Origin of the sequence: Methylobacterium dankookense (assembly GCF_902141855.1) — a bacterium.
Taxonomy (GTDB): Bacteria; Pseudomonadota; Alphaproteobacteria; order Rhizobiales; family Beijerinckiaceae; genus Methylobacterium; species Methylobacterium dankookense.
This window is the reverse complement of the sequence record NZ_CABFVH010000002.1, coordinates 211088-232625: the sequence shown is the minus strand read 5'-3', so window position 1 is coordinate 232625 and position 21538 is coordinate 211088. Positions and strand designations below refer to the sequence as shown.

Genomic DNA, 21538 nt, shown 5'->3' with positions numbered 1-21538 from the left:
CCCCATGGAGGCGGTCGAGGAGGTGCCGGTCGCCGTCGACCGGCTGGTCGCCCTGCACGCGGAGGCGACGCGGGCCCTGCGCGAGGCGCTGGCGCGCTACCTCGACGGCGGACCGCCGCCGGACGCGGCCGAGCGGCTGAAGTTCCGCTACCCCGAGATCCGCGTCACCTATCACCCGACCGGGCCGATGCCGCGGATCAGCCGCGCCACCGGCAAGCTCCAGGTGCCGGGCACCTACGCCACCACGGTGACGCAGCCCGCGCATTTCCGCGAATACCTGATCCACCAGCTCCGCCCGCTGGTGGAGGATTACGGCGCCGCGCTCGAAGTGGGCGTGAGCGCGCAGGAGATCCCGTATCCCTACGTGCTGGAAGCCGGCATCGGCCCGAGCCGGCGCACGCCGGACGGGGCGGACCTCGCCGCCTTCTTCCCCGTGCCGCTGCTCTCCCAGGTGGGCGACGAGGTGGCCGACGGCCTGTGGGAGCAGCGGGGTGACGCGCCGCGCCCGCTCGCCCTCTTCGACGCCGTGCGGGTCGACTACTCGCTCCGCCGCCTCGTCCACTACACGGGCTGCGACTGGAGCCATGTCCAGCCCTGGATCCTGCTGACGAACTACCACCGCTACGTGGACCAGTTCATCCGCCACGGGCTGGAGCGCCTCGCCTCGGGGGCGGAGGGCTTCGAGGAGATGATCCTGCCCGGCAACATCCGCGTGCGGCGGGACGAGGCCGCGAGCGCCGACCCCAACGCGCTGATCGCGGCCTCGCCCTGGCACCGGTTCCAGATGCCGGCCTACCACCTCGTCGCCCGCGACGCGGAGGGCGCGATGCAGGGCACGACGCTGGTCAATATCGGCGTCGGCCCCTCGAACGCGAAGACGATCACCGACCATCTCGCGGTGCTGCGCCCGCATTGCTGGCTGATGGTCGGCCATTGCGGCGGCCTGCGCCAGTCGCAGCGCATGGGCGACTACGTGCTGGCCCACGGCTATCTGCGCCGCGACCGCATCCTCGACGCACTCGTTCCCACCGACGTGCCGGTGCCGGCGCTCGCCGAGGTGCAGCTCGCCCTCCAGGCGGCCGCGGCCCAGGTGACGGGGGAGCGGGCCGAGGCCCTGAAGCGGCGCCTGCGCACGGGCACCGTCGTCACCTACGACGACCGCAACTGGGAGCTGCGCTTCAGCCAGGAGCGCCGGGTGATCAACCTCAGCCGCGCCATCGGCGTCGACATGGAAAGCGGCACCATCGCCGCGCAGGGCTACCGCCTGCGCGTGCCCTACGGCACGCTGCTCTGCATCTCGGACAAGCCGCTCCACGGCGAGATCAAGCTGCCGGGCGCGGCCAACGCCTTCTACGAGCGGGCGGTGGGCGAGCATCTCCGGATCGGTCTCGCCGCCCTCGACATCCTGCGCGCCGACCGCCACGGCCTGCACTCGCGCAAGCTGCGCAGCTTCGACGAGCCGCCGTTCCGCTGAGGTTGCCGCCAGCCGTTCAGCGGTCGCGCCCCCACAGGCCGACGCGCTCGGCGCGGGCCTGCTCCTCGGCGGCGAGGAGATCGGGCGGGGCGCTCTCGCTCGCCCGGGCGCCGCCGGCGGCGAGGATCAGCGCGGCGAGGTCGTCGCCCTCGATACGGCAGCGCATGCCGTCGCTGACCGTGGCGCAGACCACCTCGCGGCGGCGCAGGTAGCGCGCGAGCTGGCGGGCGAGCGCGCCGCCCTCGCCCTCGACGCCCGCGAGCCGGACCACGCGCCCACGGAAGGAGAGGGTGCCGGTATCGATCACCTCGGGCACGCCGCGCGCCTCCGCCGAGGCCTCGACCGGCACCGGCGCGGGCGGCTGGATCCCGGGCTGCACGGTCGGCTGCGCCCCCGCCTGGACCGCGGGGGCCGGCTCGGCACGGGCGGCGGAGGGACGCTTGCGGCCCTTGGCGAGCTGCGCGGAGGCGCGCTGCACGAAGTCGCGGAACATCGCGGCCGGCAGGTCGCCGCCGCCGACCCGGTTCATCGAGGAATTGTCGTCGTTGCCCACCCAGATCCCGACCACGAGGTCCGGCGTCATGCCGATGAACCAGGCGTCGCGGTAATCCTGCGTCGTGCCGGTCTTGCCGCCCACCGCGAGGCCCGGCACCCGCGCCGCCTTGCCAGTGCCGCCATCGACCACGGCCTGGAGCGAATCGAGCATCATGCTGCGGCTGTCGGCGGACAGGCCGCCCGTCTGGGCCGGGTCGGGATGCAGGTAGAGCGGCTGGGGCTGGGCGCCGCGGATCGCGTGGATCGAGAAGGTCTCCAGCGGCGTGCGGTTGGCGAGCACGCCGGCATAGGCGCGGGTCATCTCGAGGAGCGTCACCTCGGCCGAGCCGAGCGCGAGGCTCGGCACGTTCGGCAGGTCTGAGGTGATGCCGAGCTTGCGCGCGGTCGCGATCACCGCCGGGATGCCGAGTTCGTCGCCGAGCTGCGCCGCGATGGTGTTCACCGAGAGCGCGAAGGCGGTGCGCAGGGGCAGCGCGCCGCGGAAGCGGTTGTTGGAGTTCTGCGGCTCCCAGTCGCCGATCTGGACCGGGCGGTCGACCAGCATGGAATCCGGGCTCAGGCCCTGCGAATAGGCGGTGAGATAGACGAAGAGCTTGAACAGCGAGCCGGCCTGGCGCTTGGCCTGCACGGCGCGGTTGAACTGGCTGTCCTCGTAGTCGCGCCCGCCCACCATCGCCAGGATCGCGCCTTGCGGCGAGAGGGCGACGAGGGCGGCTTGGCTCGCCTTCTTCTTCTGCCCTTCCGCATCGAGGCGGCGGGCGATCACGCCCTCGGCGAGGCTCTGCAGATCGAGGTTGAGGGTCGCGCGCACGGTGACGTCGCCGCCCGTATCGGCGAGGCGCTTGGCGTCGGCCGCCACCAGGTCGAGGAAGTAGTTGGCGCCGGGCGGCGTCTCCGGGGGCGTGCGCAGGGTCACGGTCTTGGTCCGCGCCGCATCGGCCTCCTTCGCCGTGATGGCGCCGGTCTCGACCATGGCCTGGAGCACCACGTCGGCGCGCTCCTTGGCGCCGCCGAAATTGCGGGTGGGGGCGAGCTGCGAGGGCGCGCGCACGAGCCCCGCCAGCATCGCCGCCTCGGGCAGGCTGACCTGCTTGGCGGGCTTGCCGAAATAGCGCCGCGCCGCCGCGTCGACCCCGTAGGCGCCGGCGCCGAAATAGGCGGTGTTGAGATAGCCGAGCAGGATGTCGCTCTTCGTCATCTCGCTCTCGGCCCGCAGGGCCAGGAAGGCCTCCTGGATCTTGCGGCGGAGCGTCTTCTCCTGGGAGAGCGAGGTCAGGCGGACATATTGCTGCGTGATGGTGGAGCCGCCCTCGCGCACGCCGCCGCCGAGCGCGTTGCGCCAGGCCGCCCGCGCGAGGCCGCGCAGGTCCACGCCCCAATGGCTGTAGAAGCGCCGGTCCTCGATGGCGACGATCGCCTGGGCGAGGTGGGGCGGCAGGTCGGCGGCGGTGAGCGGCTGGCCGCGGAACACGCCGCGGGTGGCGAAGACGCGCCCATCATCGGCTTCGACGGTGAGCGCCCGGCTGCCCGGATCGGTCGTCACGGAGCCGAGCGGCGGCAGGGTGAGGAAGGCCGCGAGCACATAGCCGAGGAGCGCGAGCAGCGGCACCGCCACCAGGGCGACGAGGGCGAAGGCGGCCCTGCGCCAGCGCCCGGGCCGCCGGGGCGGTGGCGCGGCGGAACGGGCCGGGGCCGAGTCGGGCGAAGGGGCGGACGAGGCCGGCCGCGCGAGCCGCCGGCGCAGGCCGCCCAGGCGCTCGGCGCCGCCGGCCGCCGCACGTCCGGAGCTGCGGGCGGCCCAGCGCACCGAGCCCGCCAGCAGGATGGCGAGCTGCCGCCCGAGCTGGCGCGCGGCCGAGGCCGCCTCGCGCGCCGCCGCCCGGGTGTCCGGGTCGGGGCCGCGCCCGTCGAGCTTGGCGCGTTCCGGGTCGGGAGGGCTCATCGTATCCGCAATCGAGGGCCGCCCGGCGGCGGGCGGCCGGGTGCGGGCGAGCCGCCGTTCTAGACCGGATCCCGCGGCCGAAGCTACGCCGCGTTCCTCAGGCGCCGCCGGGCAGCGGCATCGGCCGGCCCGCGGCCTCGTGGCGGCCGCGGAGCTGGAAGCCGAGCACCACCAGCATCACCCCGAAGGCGATGGCGTAGCCGCCGAGCCACCACGTCAGAACCAGGGCGGACATGCCCGGATTGACCAGCAGCGCGATGCCGAACAGCACCGAGATCGCTCCGCCGAGCCCGAGCCACCAGCGCCCGTAATGGGCGTGCAGGTGGATCGCCGCGGCGATCATCAGGCCGCCGGTCACCAGGGCCCAGAAGGCGACGAGGAAGACGAAGGCCCAGACCGCGGCCGCCGGCATCAGGAAGGCCGCCGCGCCGACGAGGATGTCGAGGATGCCCTCCATCAGCAGGAAGCCCCAGCGTTCGTGCCGCTGCGCCGCCCGCATGGAGGCGACGATGCCGACGACGCCGTCGACCAGCATGTAGGCCGAGAAGAACAGCACGAGCGAGAGCACGACGGCTCCGGGCGCGGCGAAGGCGGCGATGCCGAACAGGATCGCCACCACGCCGCGCAGGGCCATCAGCCACCAGTTGCGGGCGAGCATCGTGCACATGGCGTCGCGGCGGGCGGCGCCGGCGAGCGGCACGCCGGACGGACTCGTGGTTCCATCAGGGTTCGGGTGCATGGCGGCGGACTCCGGATATTCCCCCGGGTGGGAGCATGATCCTGCCGCGGCGCGCGCTCAAGCCTCGCGTCACGCGGGCGCACTCCAACGTGTGCACCGGAACTTTAATCCGCCCCGCGTCTTGCCAGCCCGAGGCGGGTTCACCCGGCCGCGAGCCTGAAATACGGGCGCGGCGTATCGAACGACAGATTCCGATGCTTGACGACCAGCGGCGGCGCGCGACCGCCGACGCCCCGTCCCGGAATGCCGGGCCGGAGGACGAGGCCGCGCGCGACATCCTCGACCTCGAAGCCAAGGTCAGCAGCAAGGCCCGGAAGGCGGAGCCGGACGACGCGTCCGCGCCCGACGGGCAGGATTCCGCCGAGGCCGACGACGGCCCGGAGGACGAGAACCGCCCGAGCGTGATCCGCCGCCATCCCTGGTGGTTCATCCTCGGCGCTCTCGCCCTGGTGGCGCTCGGAATCGCCGGCTACTTCTATTGGCAGATCTATCTCCATCCCTACAAGACCACCGACGACGCCTTCGTGGATGCGCGCAGCTTCACGATCGCGCCGAAGGTCGGCGGCTACGTCGTCGCCGTGCCGGTGACCGACAACCAGCATGTCGAGAAGGGCGATGTGCTCTTCCAGGTCGACCAGCGCGACTACCGGGTCGCCCTCGAACAGGCCGAGGCGCAGGTCACCGCCTCCGAGGCAGCGATCAAGAACATCGACGCGCAGATCGAGGCGCAGAGGGCGCAAGTCGAGGTCGCGCAGGCCCAGGTCGACACGGCGCAGGCCGCGCTCAAGTTCGCGGAGGAGGATGCCGCCCGCTACAAGGCGCTCGCCGAGCGCGGCGCCGGCACCGTGCAGCAATCGCAATCCTCGACCTCGCAGCTCCAGCAGCGGCAGGCCGCGCTCGCGAGCGCCAACGCCAACGTCGTGGCGGCGCGGAAGCAGATCGGCTCGCTCCAGGCCCAGCGCGCCAGCGCCGAGGCGCAGCTCTCCCAGTCGAAGGCCCAGCGCGACCAGGCGCAGCTCAACCTCGGCTACACGACCGTGACGGCGGCGCAAGGGGGCCGCGTGGTGCGCCTCACCGGCGGCGTCGGCGAGCTCGCCCAGGCCGGCCAGAGCCTGTCGAACTTCGTGCCCGACGACATCTGGGTGACGGCGAACTACAAGGAGACGCAGGTCACCGACATGCGCCCAGGGCAGCCTGTCGAGATCGCGATCGATGCCTATCCGGACCGCAGGATCACCGGCCGCATCGACTCGATCCAGCCCGGCTCCGGCACCGCCTTCAGCCTGCTGCCGGCGCAGAACGCCACCGGCAACTACGTGAAGGTGACGCAGCGCATCCCGGTGAAGATCATGGTCGACGGCTGGCCGGCGGATGTCGCGATCGGCCCCGGCATGTCGGTGGTTCCGAAGGCGCACGTGCGGTGAGCGCGGGGGGCCAGGGGAAGGCGCCCGGGGGCCACAACCCCCGGGGCGATCGCTCTCGTGGTGGCGCTCGCCACCTTCATGGAGGTGCTCGACACCACGATCGCGAACGTGGCGCTCCGCTACATTTCCGGCGGCCTCGCCGTCGGGCCGGACGAGGCGGCGTGGGTGGTGACGAGCTATCTGGTGGCCAACGCGATCACGCTGATCGCGTCGAGCTTCCTGGCCAAGCGCTTCGGCCGGAAGGCGTTCTTCATGTGGAGCGTGGCCCTGTTCACGCTCTCCTCGATCCTGTGCGGCTTCGCCTGGAGCCTCGAATCGCTCCTGTTCTTCCGCGTGCTCCAGGGCCTCGGCGGCGGGGGCATGGCGCCGCTGGCGCAGTCGATCCTGGCGGATTCCTTCCCGCCGCAGAAGCGCGGCCAGGCCTTCGCCCTCTACGGCGTCGCCATCGTGGTCGCTCCCGTCATCGGCCCGACGCTCGGCGGCTGGCTCTCCGACAACGTCTCCTGGCACTGGTGCTTCCTGATCAACGGCCCCGTCGGCCTGATCTCGCTCGGGCTCATGTCCTGGCTCATCGAGGACAGCGAGGCGGCCAAGCGCGAGCGGCGGCAATTGCGCCGGCAGGGCGTGCGCTTCGACCTCGTCGGCTTCCTGCTGGTGGCGACCTTCCTCGGCTCGCTCGAGGTCGTCCTCGACGAGGGCCAGCGCAAGGACTGGTTCGGCACCTCGACCCTGATGAACGTGTTCGGCGTGCTGACCGTGGCCTCGTTCGTCGCGATGATCCCCTGGCTCCTGCGCAAGAAGAACCCGGTCGTGGACCTGCGGCTCCTCGACAGCCGCCAGTTCGGCTCCTGCTTCATCGTGATGCTGTTCACCGGCGCGGTGCTGATCGCGACCACGCAGTTCATCCCGCAGATCACCCAGGAATACTACGGCTACACCGCGACCCTGTCGGGCCTCGTCCTCGGGCCGGGCGGCATCATGACGGTGGTCTCGATGCTGGTGATCGGCCAGCTCTCCGGCTCCGTGCAGCCGAAATGGCTGATCGCGGCCGGCGCGGCCATCGTCGCGGCCGGGATGTACGACCTCACGCGCATCAACGGCGAGACCACCTTCTCGTTCTTCGCGTGGTCGCGCATCTATATCGGCATCGGCCTGTCGATGATCTTCCTGTCGGTGACCACGGCCTCCTACGAGGGCCTGCGCAAGGACCAGACCGACCAGGCCTCGGCCTTGATCAACGTGGCCCGCAACGTCGGCGGCTCGATGGGCGTCTCGCTCGCGCAGAACGTGCTCGCCTATCGGAGCCAGTTCCACCAGAGCCGGCTCGTGGAATCGGTGAACCCCGCGAGCCCCGCCTATCAGGAGACCCTGTCCCAGGCGACGCGCTACTTCCAGCAGCACGGCTTCGCGGGGCCCGACGCGCAGGGGCAGGCCACCGCATGGATCGGGCAGCAGCTCGCCACGCAGGTGGCCTACTGGGCCTATATCGACGTGTTCTGGGTGCTCGGCGTGCTCACCGCCTGCCTGATCCCGCTCGCCATGATCCTCAAGACGGTCAAGCTCGGCGGCGCGGCGCCCGCCGCGCATTGATGCAGGCGCCCGGCAGGGTCGGGCTCACAGCTCGGAGGGCGGCAGCGCGTCGCTGACCTGGATGCGGCCGGAGGCCGCGGGTGCGACGACCTGGACCGGCTCGGCGCGGTCGGGCGTCCGCGTGAGGACCGCGACGCCCTGGTAGCGGGAGAGGCGCTTGTCGATCATGCCGTCGATGCGCTCGTAGACCTCGGCCACCGTAAGGGCGCGCCGGCCCTTGGCGGTGAACAGGCTGCGGTTCGCCCGCGCGGCTTGGCGGAAGGCCTTCTGGGCATTCACCTCCGGATTGTCGCTGCTGAGCACGAGGAAGCGCCCGGCGCTCGCCGTCCCGAGGAAATGGGCGAAGTAGAGCTCGGTGCTGGTGAGCGCGCGGCCGATCTTCGCCTCGATCCGGCCGCGGTCGCGCTTGGCCAGCTCCGCCGCCATCAGGCTCGCGACGTAGGGGTCGTTGCGCAGCGACAGCACGCGCTGGCGCATGCCATCGCCCGCCACGCGGATGGCCGAGCCGGTGCCCTTCACGGATGCCGCCTCCTCGGCGAGGCCGTAGCGGGCGCCGTAGTCGCGGATCATCTCCAGCCAGGTATTGGCCACGAACTGGAACAGGCCCTGCGCCGAGGAGGTGGCCGCCTTCACGTCGGTGTCGAAGCTCGATTCCTTGTCGGCGAGCGCCATCATGTAGACCGGGTCCATCCCGGTCTCCTCGGCAGCCTTCAGGATGGTGTCGACCACCTTGCGCGGCACGCTGGTCGGGCCGAAGCGCACCTTGTCCTCGCCCGCATCCACCACCGGGCGGGGCAGGGTGTCGAGGTCGCCGGCGATGATCGCGGTCGTCGCGGGCTCCTGCTCGACGAGGGGCACGCCGCTCCAGGTCTCGGCAGCGGCCTCGACGGAGGCGGCGGCCTCGGCTGGGGCATGCGTGCCGACGGTCTCGGCCGCCAGCGCCTGCGCGGCGCGCGCACCGGTATCGATGCGGTCGTGGGCCGAGGCCGCGGGCGCGAAGGCCGTCTGCGGCAGGCTCAGGCCGGCCAGCAGCGCGGCGACCAGGGTGACGTTGCGTCGGGTGGCGAAGCTCCGGCGCGGGTTCCTGCGCACGGCCCGCGGCAGCCACGCCACGGCGTTGTTGTCATCACGATCGGTCTCGCAAGGCACGAGACGGCTCACGTCGTCGACGCCACGCGCCGGCTCCGGGAAAACCCCCATGTCTGGTCCTTCTGTGCCGCGGCGTTCTTCGGCCGGGCTCTCGTTCAGCGGCGCGCTCTATCGCCGCCGGTCATGACCAGAATGGGACACTCGCGTGATCAGCACGTGGCACCGCCGATGCGGCGTTAAGTCTCCGGATAGCTGCCGAAATCGTCGTTCGTTCGGGCTCGGTTCAGCCGCGGGGCGCCACAAGTGTGTCCAGGTCGGGCTTGGAACGAAGCTCGGACGCTCCACTTGTTAGGGCCACGCGGAGCAGGCCGGAATAATCCGGCTTTTCGCACCATCCGCGTCCCACAGTCGAAGGAAATCCCAGTCCGATGAGCATGCAGACCGGTCGCCGTGTCGGCGTTGCGTTCGTTGGCATGGGTGGGGCTGTCGCCACCACCGCCATCGCCGGCATCGAGATGATCAAGTCCGGGTCCAACCGCCTCGACGGACTCCCGCTCGCCGGCCTGCCCGTCGCCGGCATGGCGGACTACAGGGATCTCGTCTTCGGCGGCTGGGACCTCAACGGCGACGACCTCGCCTCGGCGGCCTCGGGCCACGGCGTGCTGACGAAGCAGGACATCGAGAACGGCGCGCAGGTGCTGAAGGGCATCACGCCCTGGCCGGCGGTGGGCAGCGCCAAGTTCTGCAAGAACATCGACGGGCAGAACCGCATCGTCGCCAAGGACCACCGCGAGGCGGTCTCGGTCATCGCCAGCGACCTGCGCCGCTTCCGACAGGAGAGCAACCTCGACGAGGTGGTGGTGGTGAACCTCGCCTCCACCGAGCGCTGGCCCGACCTCTCCGACCCGACGCTCAACTCCACCGCCGCCTTCGAGAAGGGTCTCGATGCGAGCGACGAGGCGATCTCGCCGGCCATGCTCTACGCCTATGCGGCGATCAAGAGCGGCATCCCCTACGCCAACTTCACGCCCTCGGTGGCCGCCGACGTGCCGGCGCTGCTGGAGCTCGCGAAGGAGATGAACGTCCCCGTCGCGGGCAAGGACGGCAAGACCGGCCAGACCATGATGAAGACGGTGCTGGCCCCGGCCTTCAAGGCCCGCGCGCTGCACGTGGACGGCTGGTTCTCGACCAACATCCTCGGCAACCGCGACGGTCTCGCGCTCAACGACCCGAATTCGCTGCAGTCGAAGCTCAACACCAAGGGCACGGTGCTCGACTCGATCCTCGGCTACCCGGTCGAGGACCACCTCGTGCACATCCACTATTACCGCCCGCGCGGCGACGACAAGGAAGCCTGGGACAACATCGACGTCACCGGCTTCATGGGCCAGCGGATGCAGATCAAGGTCAACTTCCTCTGCAAGGACTCGATCCTGGCCGCGCCGCTGGTGATCGAGATCGCCCGCGTGCTCGACCTCGCCAAGAAGCGTGGCGAGGGCGGCGTGCAGGAGCAGCTCTCGACCTTCTTCAAGGCGCCGATGGTGAAGAACGGCCACGGGCCGGAGCACGCCTTCGGCAAGCAGGAGAAGATGCTGCGCGACTGGCTCGGCGTGAACTGATGGGCGCGGCGGTGCAGGGCGGCCCGGGCTCCGGCCCAGCCGCCCCGGTCGCTCTGCGCGACCTCCTGGTCGAGGTGAACGACCTCAAGCGCGTCCGGTCCGCCGGGCGCCAGGGCTCCATCGCCGAGCGCCTGTTCGCGCAGGGCTGGGGCCTGCTCACGGGCGGGGCCTCGCCCGAGGACGTCGCTCTCGACATCACGGCGACCGCGCTCGCCGCCACGCGCCTCTGCGACCTCGACGCGGCCTTCCTGACGGCGGCCGGCCTCTCGGATCAGGCGGTCTCGGAGGTGCTGGTCGCCGGGTTCGATGCGGTGACCGAGGCCTTCGATCCCGGCCTGCGGGAGCGGCTGCGCACGCGGCTGCGCACCCGCTCCGAGGCGGTGCCCGGCCCGCTGCCGGGCTTCGTCGGTGCGCTGGCGCAGCAGCCGCGGGCGGGCGTCACCTGCCCGGGCCGCGCCCGCATCCTGCTGGAGCCGCCGGAGAACCATGCCGAGCACTGTCTGATGGTGGCGGTCTACGGCGTCGCGCTGAGCCCGTTCTACCGGGCCGACCCGACCACCGTGTTCTTGGCGGCGATGGCGCACCATTTCCACAATGCCGCCATGCCGGATGCCGGCTTCACCGGCGAGATGCTGCTCGGCGACCATCTCGGGCCGATCATGGCGCGCACCGCGCAATGGGCGCTCGACGAGCTCGACGCCCTCTTGCGCGAGTCGGTGGTCCGCGCCCGCGCGGTGCTGCCCGACGACGCCACCGCGGAGGGCCGCGCCTTCCACGCCGCCGACTGCATCGACCGGGTGCTGCAGATCGCCCAGCACCTGCGCGCGGCCTCCCTGACCATGGAGACCGTGTTGAACGACATGGAACTCGTCCATGCCGGGCCTGTGAAGGGCTTCCACGATCGGGTGCTCGCCGATATGCGCATCCCGTGACCGCACTCGCGGTCGGGACCGGGCGGCGCCGCGCAACCCGGGCCGGGGTCCGGACTTGTTGTCCGGTACCCGGCGCGCGGGGCGCCCGTGAGGTGGCCTGAGGCTCGATGATCCCCTTCGATCTGCGCTCGCCCGAGACCGGCAATCCCCTGCGCGCCGACCGCCCGCATTCGCTGGCGGATACGGAGACCGGGGCGCGCTGGCCGGTCATCGACGGCATCCCCTACCTGCGCATCGACCGCGCCGACACGATCGAGCGGGTGCTCGCCCATCTCGACGGGGGCGAGCCCGACGAGGCGCTCTCCATCCTGCTCGCCGATCAGGATTCGTGGTGGAACGGTCCGCCGGCCGATACCGGCGACATCCGCACCCTGATCCGCGAGCGCTCCGCTGCGACCCTGCGCGACGCCGTGCGGCTCCTCGGCTGGGGCCGGGTGGGCGACTACTTCCTCAACCGCTGGAGCGACCCGACCTTCCTGGCCGGCCTCTCCCTGCTCGAAGCCCACTGGAACGAGCCGACCTGCGTGTTCGAGTTCGCCTGCGGCATCGGCCAGTACATGCGCGAGCTGAAACGCCGCGGCTGCAAGGTGTCCGGCGCCGACGTGGTCTTCGCCAAGCTCTGGGTCGCCCGCCACTGGGTGGTTGGCGACAAGGCGCAGTTCGTCTGCTTCGACGCCGCCTCGGAGCACTGGCCGATCGCGGGCGCGCCGGTCGATCTCGTGCTCTGCAACGACGCCTTCTACTTCCTCGACGACAAGCCGCGCCTGCTCGAAGCGCTCCGCCAGAACGCGGGCGACGACGGCTGGCTCGCGCTGAGCCACATCCACAACGCCGAGAGCCCCGGCTTCTCGGCCGGCCGCGCGGTCACCGCCGAGGAGATCGCCGAGCTGTTCCCCGACGCCCTGGTCTACGACGATGCCGAGCTGACCCGGGCCCTCGTCGAGACCCGCGCGCCGGGCCCGCGCGACCCCGGCGAGCTGCGCGCCTGCGAGGCCTTCTCCGTCGTGGCCGGACCGGGCATGCGCCCCGCGCCCCGCGCCGTGGTCGACGGCCTGACCCTGCCGCCCGCCGGGATGGAACTCGTCCTCAACCCGCTCTACCGGCCGGACCCGGCCGGGGGCTTCGCGATCCACTGGCCCTCCGAGCGCTACGAGGCGGAATATGCCCGCCTCGTCACCTATCCGATGCGCTCCGACGGCCCCGAGCGCCTGACCTTCTCGGGCGAGGCGGAGGGGCCGGATGCGGATCGCGTGCGGCGGCGCGAATTCGTCGACCTGCCGGAGCGCTGGTGATGGACGCGGTCCGCTGGGGCATCGTCGGCTATGGCTGGGTCGCCCGCGACTACATGGCGCCGGGCATCCGCGAGGCCGGGCACCGTCTGGTCGCGGTCTGCGATCCGGGCGAGCGGGCGCGGGCTGCGGCGGAGGCCGAGGGCGCGCGGGCCTATGCCGACCTCGCGGGGCTGATCGCCGACCCGGAGGTCGAGGCGGTCTATGTCGCCACCCCCAACCACCTGCATCGCGAGGCGGTCCAGGCGCTCGCCGCCGCCGGCAAGGCCGTGCTCTGCGAGAAGCCGATGGCGGCCCGGCTCGACGACGCCGAGGCCATGGCGGAGGCGGTTCGGGCGCACGGCATCGTCTACGGCACCGCCTTCGACCAGAGGCACCACCCGGCCCATCGCGCCATCCGCGACCAGATCCGCGCCGGCCGCCTCGGCACGGTGACGGCGATCCGCATCGTCTATGCCTGCTGGCTGCACCGCGAATGGGCGGCCCAGGCGGGTCAGGAGAACTGGCGCATCGACCCGGCCCGGGCCGGCGGCGGCGCGCTGATCGACCTCGCGCCGCACGGGCTCGACCTCGTGGACTTCCTCCTCGACGAATCGATCGCGGACATCGCCGCGCTGACCCAGGCGCGGGCCCAGGATTACAGCGTGGACGACGGCGCGCTCCTCATCGGCCGCACCGGCAGCGGCGTGCTGGCGAGCCTCAACGTCGCCTATAACTGCCCCGAGGCCCTGCCGCGCCGCCGCCTGGAGGTGGTCGGCACCAAGGGCCAGCTCGTCGCCGAGAATACGATGGGCCAGGTCGCCGGCGGGCGCCTCACGTTCACGGACGGTACAACCGGCGCGCCGGAGGATGTCGCCTTCGACCGGGCCGCCTCGCCCTTCACCGAACAGGTCCGCGCCTTCGGCTCGGCGCTGCGACGCCCGGCGGAGCGGGAGGCCTATTCGGCACTCCGCGACCTGCACACGATGCGGCTGATCGCCCGCGCCTATGCCGGGCGCATCCCTTGAACGAGAGTGGATCGGACGTGACCGAGAACGAGCAGGACGCCCGCGCCCGCCATGGCCGCCTCAAGGCGCCGCGTCCCTACAGCTACGGCGCGGCGCGGCAGATCGAGGGTCTGCCCGAGCGCCTGCCGGATCCCGTGCGGGCCTATCTCGACGTGCTGCCGCCCGGCCGGGTCGTCGGCTTCAACATCGCGCCCCTCGACCGCACCGGCGTGCCGGTCTGGTTCGTCTCGCTCTTCCTCGACGACCCGTTCTTCGTCGGCGCGATGCCGTCGGGCATCGGCTACGGCGCGACCGACGACGAGGCGCTGATCGGCGCGGTGGCCGAGATCGCCGAGAACCTGATGCCCTCCCTCGCGGTGATGCCGCGCCGGAAGGAGCGCGGCTCCTACGACGACCTCGTGAAGGTCTTCGGCCAGAAATCCGTCGCCGACCCGCTGACGCTCTGCCTGCCCGCGGGCTCCCCCGTCGGCCGCGGCACCGTGCTCGAATGGACCCAGGCCACCCGCCGCGGCACGGGCGAGACCGTGCTGATGCCCCTCGACATCGCCGCGACCGACTATTTCGAATTGTCGGAGGGCTACACGCCCTTCACCAACCTCATCACCAACGGCCTCGGCGCCGGGCCGGACGTGGACTTCGCGCTGGGCCACGGCGTGCTCGAACTCTTGCAGCGGGACGGCAACGGCCTGCTGTTCCGCGCCCTCGACCAGGGCGTGATGCTCGACTTCTCGGACGGACTCGCCCCCGAGAACGCCGCGATGCTGGCGCGGCTGGAGAGTCTCGGCATCCGGGCGCTGCCGAAATTCGCCACCGACCAGTTCGGCCTGACCAACCTCTACGTGGTCGGCTACGACATGAACGCCGCCGACGCGCCCGCGCCGATCGCGCTCTCGGCCTGCGGCGAGGCCTGCGACCCGGACCGCGACCGGGCCCTGCGCAAGGCGCTCCTCGAGTTCCAGGCCGCGCGGGTCCGCAAGAGCTTCGGCCACGGCCCCCTCGACTTCGCCCGCACGGTGACGCCGCCGGGCTATGTCGACGCCTTCATCCAGAAGGCGCTGCCGAGCCTCGACTTGGAAGAGAGCCGGGCGCTCAAGGCCATGCTCGACTGGATCGTGCTGCCGCCGGAGGGTCTGCGCGAGGTCTTCGCCCAGACGGTCTACGCCGAGCGCTCGACCAAGCGCTTCTCGGAGCTTCCGTCGACGCCGGCCGCGGACGGGCATACGCGGGGCAGGATCGCCTGCGACCGGCTGGAGGAGGCCGGGTTCGACGTCCTCTACATCGATTGCTCGCCCCCCGGCGGCGGGGTCGGCGTGGTCAAGGCGATCGTGCCGGGCCTCGAGGTCGAGACCATGAGCTATTACCGGATCGGCGAGCGCAACACGCGCAAGCTCATCGAGCGCGATCACCCGCTGATCCGCTTCGGCACCGAGAGCGAGACCCTGAGGCCGGTGCGCCTGACCCCGGAGGCGATCGCGCGCTTCGGCGGCCAGCCGCTCTTCGACACCGCGCTTGCGGAGACGATCGTCGGAGACCACTATCCGCTCTACCGCGAGCCGGAATCGCACCACGCGCCGTTCCGGCTGGAGCAGCGAGGGCGCGCCGCATGAGCCTGCGCTTCGCCTACAACACCAATGGGGCGGCCAACCATCGCCTCGACGACGCGCTCCGCCTGATCAAGGCAGCGGGCTATGACGGCGTGGCGCTCACCCTCGACATCCACCATCTCGACCCCTTCGCCGAGGGCTGGGCGGCGGAGGCGGGGCGCGTGTCGAGCCTGCTGCAGAAGCTGGAACTCGGCTCGGTGATCGAGACCGGCGCCCGCTTCCTGCTCGACCCCACCGCCAAGCACGAGCCGACCCTGGTGACGGCCGACGCCGCCGGCCGGGCCCGCCGCGTCGGCTTCCTCAAGCGGGCCGTCGACATCGGCGCGATGCTGCATTCGGAGGCCGTCTCGTTCTGGGCCGGCGTGCCGAAGCCCGGCGTGGACCGGGAGGCGGCGCGCGGCTGGCTGGTCGAGGGGCTGCACGAGGTGGTGGCCTACGCGGCCGAGCAGGGCGTCGTCCCCTGCCTGGAGCCCGAGCCCGGCATGCTGATCGAGACGCTCGACGATTTCGCCGCGCTCGGGGTCGAGGGCCTGAGCCTCGCCCTCGATACCGGCCATTGCCTCGTCACGGGCGAGCGCGACCCGGCCGACGCGGTGCACGAATTCGCCGGCCGCATCGGCACGGTGGCGATCGAGGACATGGCCCGCGGCATCCACGTGCACCTGCCCTTCGGCGAGGGCGACATGGACGTGCCGGGCGTCCTCAACGCCCTCGACGCCGTCGGCTACGACCGGCTCGTCTGCGTCGAGCTCTCCCGCGAGAGCCACCGGGCCGACATGATGATCCCGCAGGCGCTCGACTTCCTGCGCACCTGCCGCCGCCCGGGGCCGGAGCTGCCGCCGGGCCAGGAGACGCGCGTGCAATGAGGATCTGCTTCGTCAGCCGGCGCTACTTCCCGGCGATCTCGGGCATGAGCGTCTACGCGCAGAACCTGCTGCGCGAGCTGGTCCAGGCCGGGCACGACGTCACGATGATCTCGCAATATCGCGGCGACGCCTTCGGCACCCGCGTCTATGGCGGCGGCCCGCCCCCCGCGGTGCCGGGCGTCCGCGTGATCGGGCTCGAACAGCTCGGCGAGCAGGAGGGCGGCGATTTCGAGCGCGACATCGCAACGATGGTCGAGACCATCTGCGCCGAACACGCGCGGAAGCCCTTCGACATCCTGCACGCGCAATACGGCTACCCGACCGGCTGGGCGACGCTGATCGCCTCGAAGCGCCTCGGCGTGCCGAACGTGGTCTCGATCCAGGGCGGCGACGGCCACTGGGTCGGCTCCTGCTGCGAGACGCACCGCGTCGCCATGTGCGAGGTGCTGGCCCATGCCAACGCGCTGCTGATCGGCGGCAAGTCCTTCGTGGCCGAGGTCTGCGAGCGGCTCGGCTCGGATCCGGCCCGCTTCACCATCGTGCCCGGCGCCGTCGACACGGCGCGCTTCGCGCAAGGCACCCGCGATGGCCTGCCGGAGGAGCACGACGGGCCGGTGCGCCTGTTCTATCACGGCCGCGTCGACCGCCGGAAAGGCGTGCTCGACTTCATCGAGGCGCTGGCGTTGCTGCGCGAGCAGGATACCCATTTCGCGGCCGTGATCTCCGGCATCGGGCCGGACGTGGACCCGGCCCGCGAGCTTGCCGCGCGCCTGGAGTTCACGGAGCGGGACATCCGCTTCAGCGGCTATGCCGAGTACGCCACCGTGCCGGACCTCTACCGCCAGGCCGACGTCTTCGTCTCGCCGACCTATGCGGAGGGCTTCTCCAACACGATCCTGGAGGCGATGGCGGCGGGGCTCGCCTGCGTCTCGACCCACTCGGTCGGCGTTTCGGACTGCCTGCGCGACGAGGAGAACGGCCTGCTGGTCGATCCCGGCGACGTGCCGGCGCTCGCCCGCGCGCTCACCCGCACGGTGGAGGACGACGCCATGCGCCGCCGCATCGCCGCGGCGGGCCTTGAGGAATGTCGCCGGGTCTATTCCTGGACCGCCGTCGGCCGCCAGATCATGGGGGTCTACGCCGACGTACTGCGCGAGGCGCCGCACACGGGTTTCTCCGAGGCGCTGCCGCACGATCCCACCTGCCGCTTCCGGGCCGAGCCGCATCTGCTGTGAGGCGATCCGGAATCGACGTTCTTCCCATCCAACTCCCTCATCCTGAGGTGCCGGAGCGAAGCGCAGGCCTCGAAGGAGCCCCCCAGAAGCCTATGCGATCCCTGGAGCCCTCCTTCGAGGCCGCTCGCGCGGCACCTCAGGATGAGGGCGGTGGGGATCCACGAATCCGGTGAACCACTTGCCCCTGGCCCTCGCCCTCTCGCCCCATCTCGACGACGCCGCCTTCTCCTGCGGCGGCACGCTGGCGCGGCTCGCCGCGTCCGGCTGGCGGGTGGTGATGGCGACGCTGTTCACGGCGAGCGTGCCGGATCCGCAGGGCTTCGCGCTGGCCTGCCAGCTCGACAAGGGGCTGCCGCCGGAGGTCGACTACATGGCGCTGCGCCGCGCCGAGGACGTGGCGGCCGCCCGGGCGCTCGGCATCGCGCCGCCGGTCCATCTGCCCTTCCGCGAGGCGCCCCACCGGGGCTACGCCTCCGCGCCGGAGCTCTTCGCCGGAACGCGCGCGGACGACGCGATCGTCGCCGACCTCGTCCCGGCGCTCGCCGGCCTGATCGGGGCGCAGGCGCCCGATCTCGTCCTCGCGCCGCAGGCGATCGGCGGCCATGTCGACCATGTCCAGATGGTGGGGGCCTTCCGCGAGGCGGGCTCGGCAGTGCCGGTCCTGTGGTGGCGCGACTTCCCCTACACGGTGCGCAGCGCCGCGCCGAAGCAGCCCCTCGGCCACCTCTTCGCGGACCTGCCCGAAATGACAGTGGTGCTCACGGCCGAGGATGCGGCGCGCAAGCGCGACGCCTGCGCCGCCTACACCACGCAGATCGGCTTCCAGTTCGGCGGTCGCGCGGGGCTGGAGAGCCGCCTCGCGGAGGAGGGGGCCCGCGAGCGCTTCCGCCTCGCCCGCACCCTGCCGCCGGATTTCCCACGGGATGCCGTCGCCGCGCATGACGGCGCTTGAGCCGGACCAGCCGAAATCCCTGCGCGATCAGGGCGCGCTGGCGGCCCGCCGCGCCCTGGCCGAAGCGCCCCATATCGCGCCGATCCGCGCGCTCGCGCGGCGGATCGCGGTGGAGCGGGCCGCCCCGGTCCCCGATCCCGACCCGCTCGACGGCGGGGTCGCCGCGCGCCTGCTCCTGCTCCTCGAGACGCCGGGCCCGGCGATCTTCCGCACGGGCTTCGTCTCCCGCGACAACGCCACCGGCACCGCGGCCAACCTGTTCCGCTTCCTCGCCGAGGCCGGGATCGCGCGGGCCGACACGCTGATCTGGAACGCCGTGCCCTGGGTGATCCATGCCGAGGGCGCGCTGAACCGCGCGCCCCGCCGGGCCGAGCTGCGCGCCGCCGAGCCCTATCTCGCGCCGCTCCTCGATCTCCTGCCGGATCTCGCCGTCGTCGTGCTCGCCGGGCGATTCGCTGGGGAGGCCCGCGGCGCGATCGCGCATCTGCGCCCGGTGCTCCCGGCGATCGGCGTACCGCATCCGAGCCCGACCTATGTCTGCACCGCGCCCGCCGTGCCCGCCCGCATCCGCGCAGGGTTCGCCGAGGCCGCCGTCATCCTGCGGACATCTCGGCGAGGCACCACCTGACCGGTGCATCCTCCGCCGGCCGGTGGAAGACGCGCACCGTCGCTGGCCTTCCGAGGCCGTTGGTCCTACATGCGGGGCACGGGCCACGGGTCGGACGACCCGGCGTCGCCGCGGGGCCAGCGCCCGAATCGGTCACGCCACGGCTCATGACAGAACCAGCAGGCAGGTCTCCGGGCAGGTCCGCGGATGCCGGCCCGGCGCCGGATCCCGCATCCCGGGATGCCGGCGGATCCGGAGGAAGGCGGGCAGCCATCGGCATGAACTTCCAGGGCCAGCATCGCAGGACGATCGAGGAGGCCGACGCCATCGAGGCCGATGCGGAAGCGCGGGAGGCCGGCGTCCCCGAGGTCGCGCGCCACCGCGGGCGCAGGCGCTACGCCTGGATCGGCACCGGGGCCAGCATCGTGCTGTTCGTCGTCTCCGTCTTCGTGCTGTGGCACCTGTCGCAGGACATCACCTGGGCCCAGCTCAGCGCGGCGATGTCCGCGACCACCGGGCGCCAGTTCGCCGTGGCCTTCGGCTTCGTGGTGGTGAGCTACCTGTTCCTCACCGGCTACGACGCGCTGGCGCTGCGCCAGCTCCGGATCAAGGTGCCCTACAGCGTCACCGCGCTCGCCTCGTTCACGAGCTACGCGGTGAGCTTCACCCTCGGCTTCGCCCTCTTCACTGCGGGGACGATCCGCTACTGGATCTATTCCCGCCACGGGCTCACCGCCGCCAAGATCGCCGCGCTCACGGTGATCGCGGGCTTCACCTTCTGGCTCGGCATGGGCGTGGTGCTCGGCCTCAGCCTGATCATCGAGGCGGGCCAGCTCGCGGGCCTCGCCTTCACCTCGATCCGGATCAACCAGGGGGTCGGCCTCGCGGCCCTCGCCTCCGTGCTGGGCTACCTCGCCTGGGTCTCGGCCAAGCGCCGCAGCGTGACCGTGAAGCACTGGCGGCTGGAATTGCCCGGCGCCTCGGTCTCGATCGGGCAGATGATCGTCGGCATCGGCGACGTCTGCGCCGCGGCGGCGGTGCTCTACGTGCTGATGCCGCCGGAGATGAGCCTCGGCTTCACCACCTTCCTGGCGATCTACGTGCTCGCCGCCATGCTCGGCATCGCCTCGAACGTGCCGGGTGGCGCCGGCGTGTTCGAATCGACCGTGCTCATCGCGCTGTCCTACGTCCCGCGGGAGCACGTGCTCGGCTCGCTCCTGCTGTTCCGGGTCTGCTACTACCTCGTCCCCTTCGCGGTCGCCCTGCTGATGCTTGGCGCCCACGAGATCGCCAAGCGGCTGGACGGCCGGACCGGCTGAGCCGCGCGCATGGCCCGCGACCCCTCATCGAAGGCCGCCTGGACGGGGGCCGCAGCCGGTGCGGGCCTGACGCTCGCCGCCGCCGGCCTCCACATGGACGACCTGCCCCTCGTCCTCGCGGCGATCACCGCGACCGCCCTCGGCGGGTTCGTGGGCGGGCTGCGGCGGAGCGCCGCGGCGCCGGAGCCCGTGCGCACCGCCGACCGCTACGGGGTGGCCGAGGCGCTCCTCGCTCATGTCCCCGATCCGGTCATCCTGGTCGACCGCCGGGCTGTGGTGATCGAGGCGAACCCGGCCGCGCGGGCACTCCTGCCGGCCATGCGCCTGCGCCACCCGCTCTCCTTCGCCCTGCGCGCGCCGGACGTGCTGGACGGCATCGAGGAGGTGCTGCGCACCAGCGCGCCGCTCAAGGTCTCCTACGCCGTGCGGGTGCCCACCGAGCGGGCCTTCGAGGTGCAGATCGGGCCGATCGCCATGCCGGACGGCTCCGGCTCCAGCGTGGTCCTGTTCCTGCGCGACCTCACCTCGGCCCGGCGCCTCGAGGCGATGCGGGTCGATTTCGTGGCCAATGCCAGCCACGAGCTGCGCACGCCGCTCGCCTCGCTGCTCGGCTTCATCGAGACCCTGCAGGGACCGGCGCGCGACGACGCGCCCGCCCGCGAGCGCTTCCTCGCGATCATGCGCACCCAGGCCCTGCGCATGACGCGCCTCGTCGACGACCTGCTCTCGCTCTCGCGGATCGAGCTGCGCGAGCACATGCCGCCGACCCGGACCGTCGATCTCGGGGCCCTGACCCGCCAGATGGTCGACGCGCAGGTGCCGCTCGCCGCCGAGCGGGGCGTGGCCATCACCTGCGCGGGGGAGGGCGCGTACCCCGTGCTCGGCGAGGCCGACGAGTTGCAACGCGTGGTCGAGAACCTCGTCGAGAACGCCGTGAAGTATGGCGGCCCCAACGTCGCGGTGGCGCTCGCCCGGCGGGACGGGCGCCATGGCGGCGAGATCGTGCTCACCGTGCAGGATGACGGGCCGGGCATCGCGCCCGAGCACATCCCCCGCCTGACCGAGCGCTTCTACCGGGTCGACACCGCGTCGAGCCGCCAGCAGGGTGGCACCGGCCTCGGCCTCGCCATCGTGAAGCACAGCCTGAACCGCCATCGCGGACGCCTCGTCATCGAAAGCACCCTCGGCGAGGGCACCCGCGTCCGCGTGGTGCTGCCCGAGCGGGCCGAGCGGCCGGCGGCGGGCCATCCGCAGGTGAAGGCCTGAGGCGCGACGCCTCGAAAGCCGACCCCTTG

16 protein-coding genes and 1 pseudogene are annotated in these 21538 nt (G+C 72.1%); 14 read left to right on the top strand and 3 right to left on the bottom strand.

Annotated elements, in window-relative coordinates; all coding sequences use genetic code 11:
- Positions 1-4 precede the first annotated feature (4 nt).
- Complete coding sequence (locus MTDSW087_RS03210) at positions 5-1474, top strand: AMP nucleosidase (RefSeq protein WP_144760249.1); 1470 nt, start codon at positions 5-7, stop codon at positions 1472-1474.
- Between the two features lie 16 nt (positions 1475-1490).
- Here the strand turns inward: MTDSW087_RS03210 and MTDSW087_RS03205 are convergent, their stop codons facing one another.
- Together MTDSW087_RS03205 and MTDSW087_RS03200 are read right to left on the bottom strand one after the other, a co-directional pair.
- A complete protein-coding gene (locus MTDSW087_RS03205) occupies positions 1491-3971 on the bottom strand; it encodes a PBP1A family penicillin-binding protein (RefSeq protein ID WP_144760100.1) in 2481 nt (826 codons plus the stop codon).
- A gap of 97 nt (positions 3972-4068) precedes the next feature.
- On the bottom strand, positions 4069-4710 hold the full coding sequence (locus tag MTDSW087_RS03200; RefSeq protein ID WP_144760097.1) for an HdeD family acid-resistance protein: 642 nt from the start codon (positions 4708-4710) through the stop codon (positions 4069-4071).
- Positions 4711-4904: 194 nt separating this feature from the next.
- Between MTDSW087_RS03200 and MTDSW087_RS03195 the strand changes: the two genes are divergently transcribed.
- Complete coding sequence (locus tag MTDSW087_RS03195) at positions 4905-6134, top strand: HlyD family secretion protein (protein ID WP_144760094.1); 1230 nt, start codon at positions 4905-4907, stop codon at positions 6132-6134.
- A pseudogene (locus MTDSW087_RS03190) lies at positions 6131-7724 on the top strand (DHA2 family efflux MFS transporter permease subunit). Before MTDSW087_RS03195 ends, MTDSW087_RS03190 begins: the two are co-directional and overlap by 4 nt.
- 24 nt (positions 7725-7748) lie before the next feature.
- Here the strand turns inward: MTDSW087_RS03190 and MTDSW087_RS03185 are convergent.
- Positions 7749-8924 (bottom strand): transglycosylase SLT domain-containing protein, encoded by a 1176-nt coding sequence (locus tag MTDSW087_RS03185; RefSeq protein WP_144760091.1) that lies wholly within the window; start codon positions 8922-8924, stop codon positions 7749-7751.
- 317 nt (positions 8925-9241) lie between these two features.
- On the opposite strand from MTDSW087_RS03185, the gene MTDSW087_RS03180 reads away from it, so the two are divergent.
- The 11 genes from MTDSW087_RS03180 (at position 9242) to MTDSW087_RS03125 (ending at position 21509) form a co-directional block, all read left to right on the top strand.
- Positions 9242-10432, top strand: coding sequence for an inositol-3-phosphate synthase (locus MTDSW087_RS03180; RefSeq protein WP_144760087.1), 1191 nt, complete (start codon positions 9242-9244; stop codon positions 10430-10432).
- The gene (locus tag MTDSW087_RS03175; protein WP_144760084.1) at positions 10432-11364 is read left to right on the top strand and encodes an HD domain-containing protein; all 933 of its coding nucleotides are present in this window, start codon (positions 10432-10434) and stop codon (positions 11362-11364) included. Before MTDSW087_RS03180 ends, MTDSW087_RS03175 begins: the two co-directional genes overlap by 1 nt.
- Before the next feature lie 107 nt (positions 11365-11471).
- Entirely contained in the window at positions 11472-12656 is a 1185-nt protein-coding gene (locus MTDSW087_RS03170; RefSeq protein WP_144760081.1) for a class I SAM-dependent methyltransferase, read from the top strand.
- Complete coding sequence (locus MTDSW087_RS03165; RefSeq protein ID WP_144760078.1) at positions 12656-13660, top strand: Gfo/Idh/MocA family protein; 1005 nt, start codon at positions 12656-12658, stop codon at positions 13658-13660. The genes MTDSW087_RS03170 and MTDSW087_RS03165 overlap by 1 nt, the downstream gene beginning before the upstream one ends.
- Before the next feature lie 17 nt (positions 13661-13677).
- A complete protein-coding gene (locus MTDSW087_RS03160; protein ID WP_144760075.1) occupies positions 13678-15267 on the top strand; it encodes a YcaO-like family protein in 1590 nt (529 codons plus the stop codon).
- Positions 15264-16130 carry a sugar phosphate isomerase/epimerase family protein gene (locus tag MTDSW087_RS03155; protein ID WP_144760072.1) on the top strand — a complete coding sequence of 289 codons (867 nt, stop codon included), beginning with the start codon at positions 15264-15266 and terminating at the stop codon, positions 16128-16130. The genes MTDSW087_RS03160 and MTDSW087_RS03155 overlap by 4 nt, the downstream gene beginning before the upstream one ends.
- Complete coding sequence (locus MTDSW087_RS03150) at positions 16127-17365, top strand: glycosyltransferase family 4 protein (RefSeq protein ID WP_144760069.1); 1239 nt, start codon at positions 16127-16129, stop codon at positions 17363-17365. The genes MTDSW087_RS03155 and MTDSW087_RS03150 overlap by 4 nt, the downstream gene beginning before the upstream one ends.
- A gap of 178 nt (positions 17366-17543) precedes the next feature.
- On the top strand, positions 17544-18317 hold the full coding sequence (locus tag MTDSW087_RS03140) for a PIG-L deacetylase family protein (protein ID WP_144760246.1): 774 nt from the start codon (positions 17544-17546) through the stop codon (positions 18315-18317).
- On the top strand, positions 18304-18945 hold the full coding sequence (locus MTDSW087_RS03135) for a uracil-DNA glycosylase (protein WP_144760066.1): 642 nt from the start codon (positions 18304-18306) through the stop codon (positions 18943-18945). The genes MTDSW087_RS03140 and MTDSW087_RS03135 overlap by 14 nt, the downstream gene beginning before the upstream one ends.
- Positions 18946-19202: 257 nt before the next feature.
- Complete coding sequence (locus tag MTDSW087_RS03130; RefSeq protein WP_144760063.1) at positions 19203-20243, top strand: putative bifunctional lysylphosphatidylglycerol flippase/synthetase; 1041 nt, start codon at positions 19203-19205, stop codon at positions 20241-20243.
- A gap of 9 nt (positions 20244-20252) precedes the next feature.
- Positions 20253-21509: an ATP-binding protein gene (locus MTDSW087_RS03125; RefSeq protein WP_144760060.1), complete on the top strand. Its 1257-nt coding sequence runs from the start codon at positions 20253-20255 to the stop codon at positions 21507-21509.
- Positions 21510-21538 lie beyond the last annotated feature (29 nt).

What these genes read in the sequence shown, in the direction of transcription:
- MTDSW087_RS03200 (WP_144760097.1), bottom strand. Translation starts at nt 4,710, where the DNA reads ATGCACCCGAACCCTGATGGAACCACGAGTCCGTCCGGCGTGCCGCTC.
- MTDSW087_RS03175 (WP_144760084.1), top strand. Translation starts at nt 10,432, where the DNA reads ATGGGCGCGGCGGTGCAGGGCGGCCCGGGCTCCGGCCCAGCCGCCCCG.
- MTDSW087_RS03170 (WP_144760081.1), top strand. Translation starts at nt 11,472, where the DNA reads ATGATCCCCTTCGATCTGCGCTCGCCCGAGACCGGCAATCCCCTGCGC.
- MTDSW087_RS03185 (WP_144760091.1), bottom strand. Translation starts at nt 8,924, where the DNA reads ATGGGGGTTTTCCCGGAGCCGGCGCGTGGCGTCGACGACGTGAGCCGT.
- MTDSW087_RS03155 (WP_144760072.1), top strand. Translation starts at nt 15,264, where the DNA reads ATGAGCCTGCGCTTCGCCTACAACACCAATGGGGCGGCCAACCATCGC.
- MTDSW087_RS03205 (WP_144760100.1), bottom strand. Translation starts at nt 3,971, where the DNA reads ATGAGCCCTCCCGACCCGGAACGCGCCAAGCTCGACGGGCGCGGCCCC.
- MTDSW087_RS03180 (WP_144760087.1), top strand. Translation starts at nt 9,242, where the DNA reads ATGAGCATGCAGACCGGTCGCCGTGTCGGCGTTGCGTTCGTTGGCATG.
- MTDSW087_RS03150 (WP_144760069.1), top strand. Translation starts at nt 16,127, where the DNA reads ATGAGGATCTGCTTCGTCAGCCGGCGCTACTTCCCGGCGATCTCGGGC.
- MTDSW087_RS03165 (WP_144760078.1), top strand. Translation starts at nt 12,656, where the DNA reads ATGGACGCGGTCCGCTGGGGCATCGTCGGCTATGGCTGGGTCGCCCGC.
- MTDSW087_RS03135 (WP_144760066.1), top strand. Translation starts at nt 18,304, where the DNA reads ATGACGGCGCTTGAGCCGGACCAGCCGAAATCCCTGCGCGATCAGGGC.
- MTDSW087_RS03210 (WP_144760249.1), top strand. Translation starts at nt 5, where the DNA reads ATGGAGGCGGTCGAGGAGGTGCCGGTCGCCGTCGACCGGCTGGTCGCC.
- MTDSW087_RS03195 (WP_144760094.1), top strand. Translation starts at nt 4,905, where the DNA reads ATGCTTGACGACCAGCGGCGGCGCGCGACCGCCGACGCCCCGTCCCGG.
- MTDSW087_RS03130 (WP_144760063.1), top strand. Translation starts at nt 19,203, where the DNA reads ATGAACTTCCAGGGCCAGCATCGCAGGACGATCGAGGAGGCCGACGCC.
- MTDSW087_RS03125 (WP_144760060.1), top strand. Translation starts at nt 20,253, where the DNA reads ATGGCCCGCGACCCCTCATCGAAGGCCGCCTGGACGGGGGCCGCAGCC.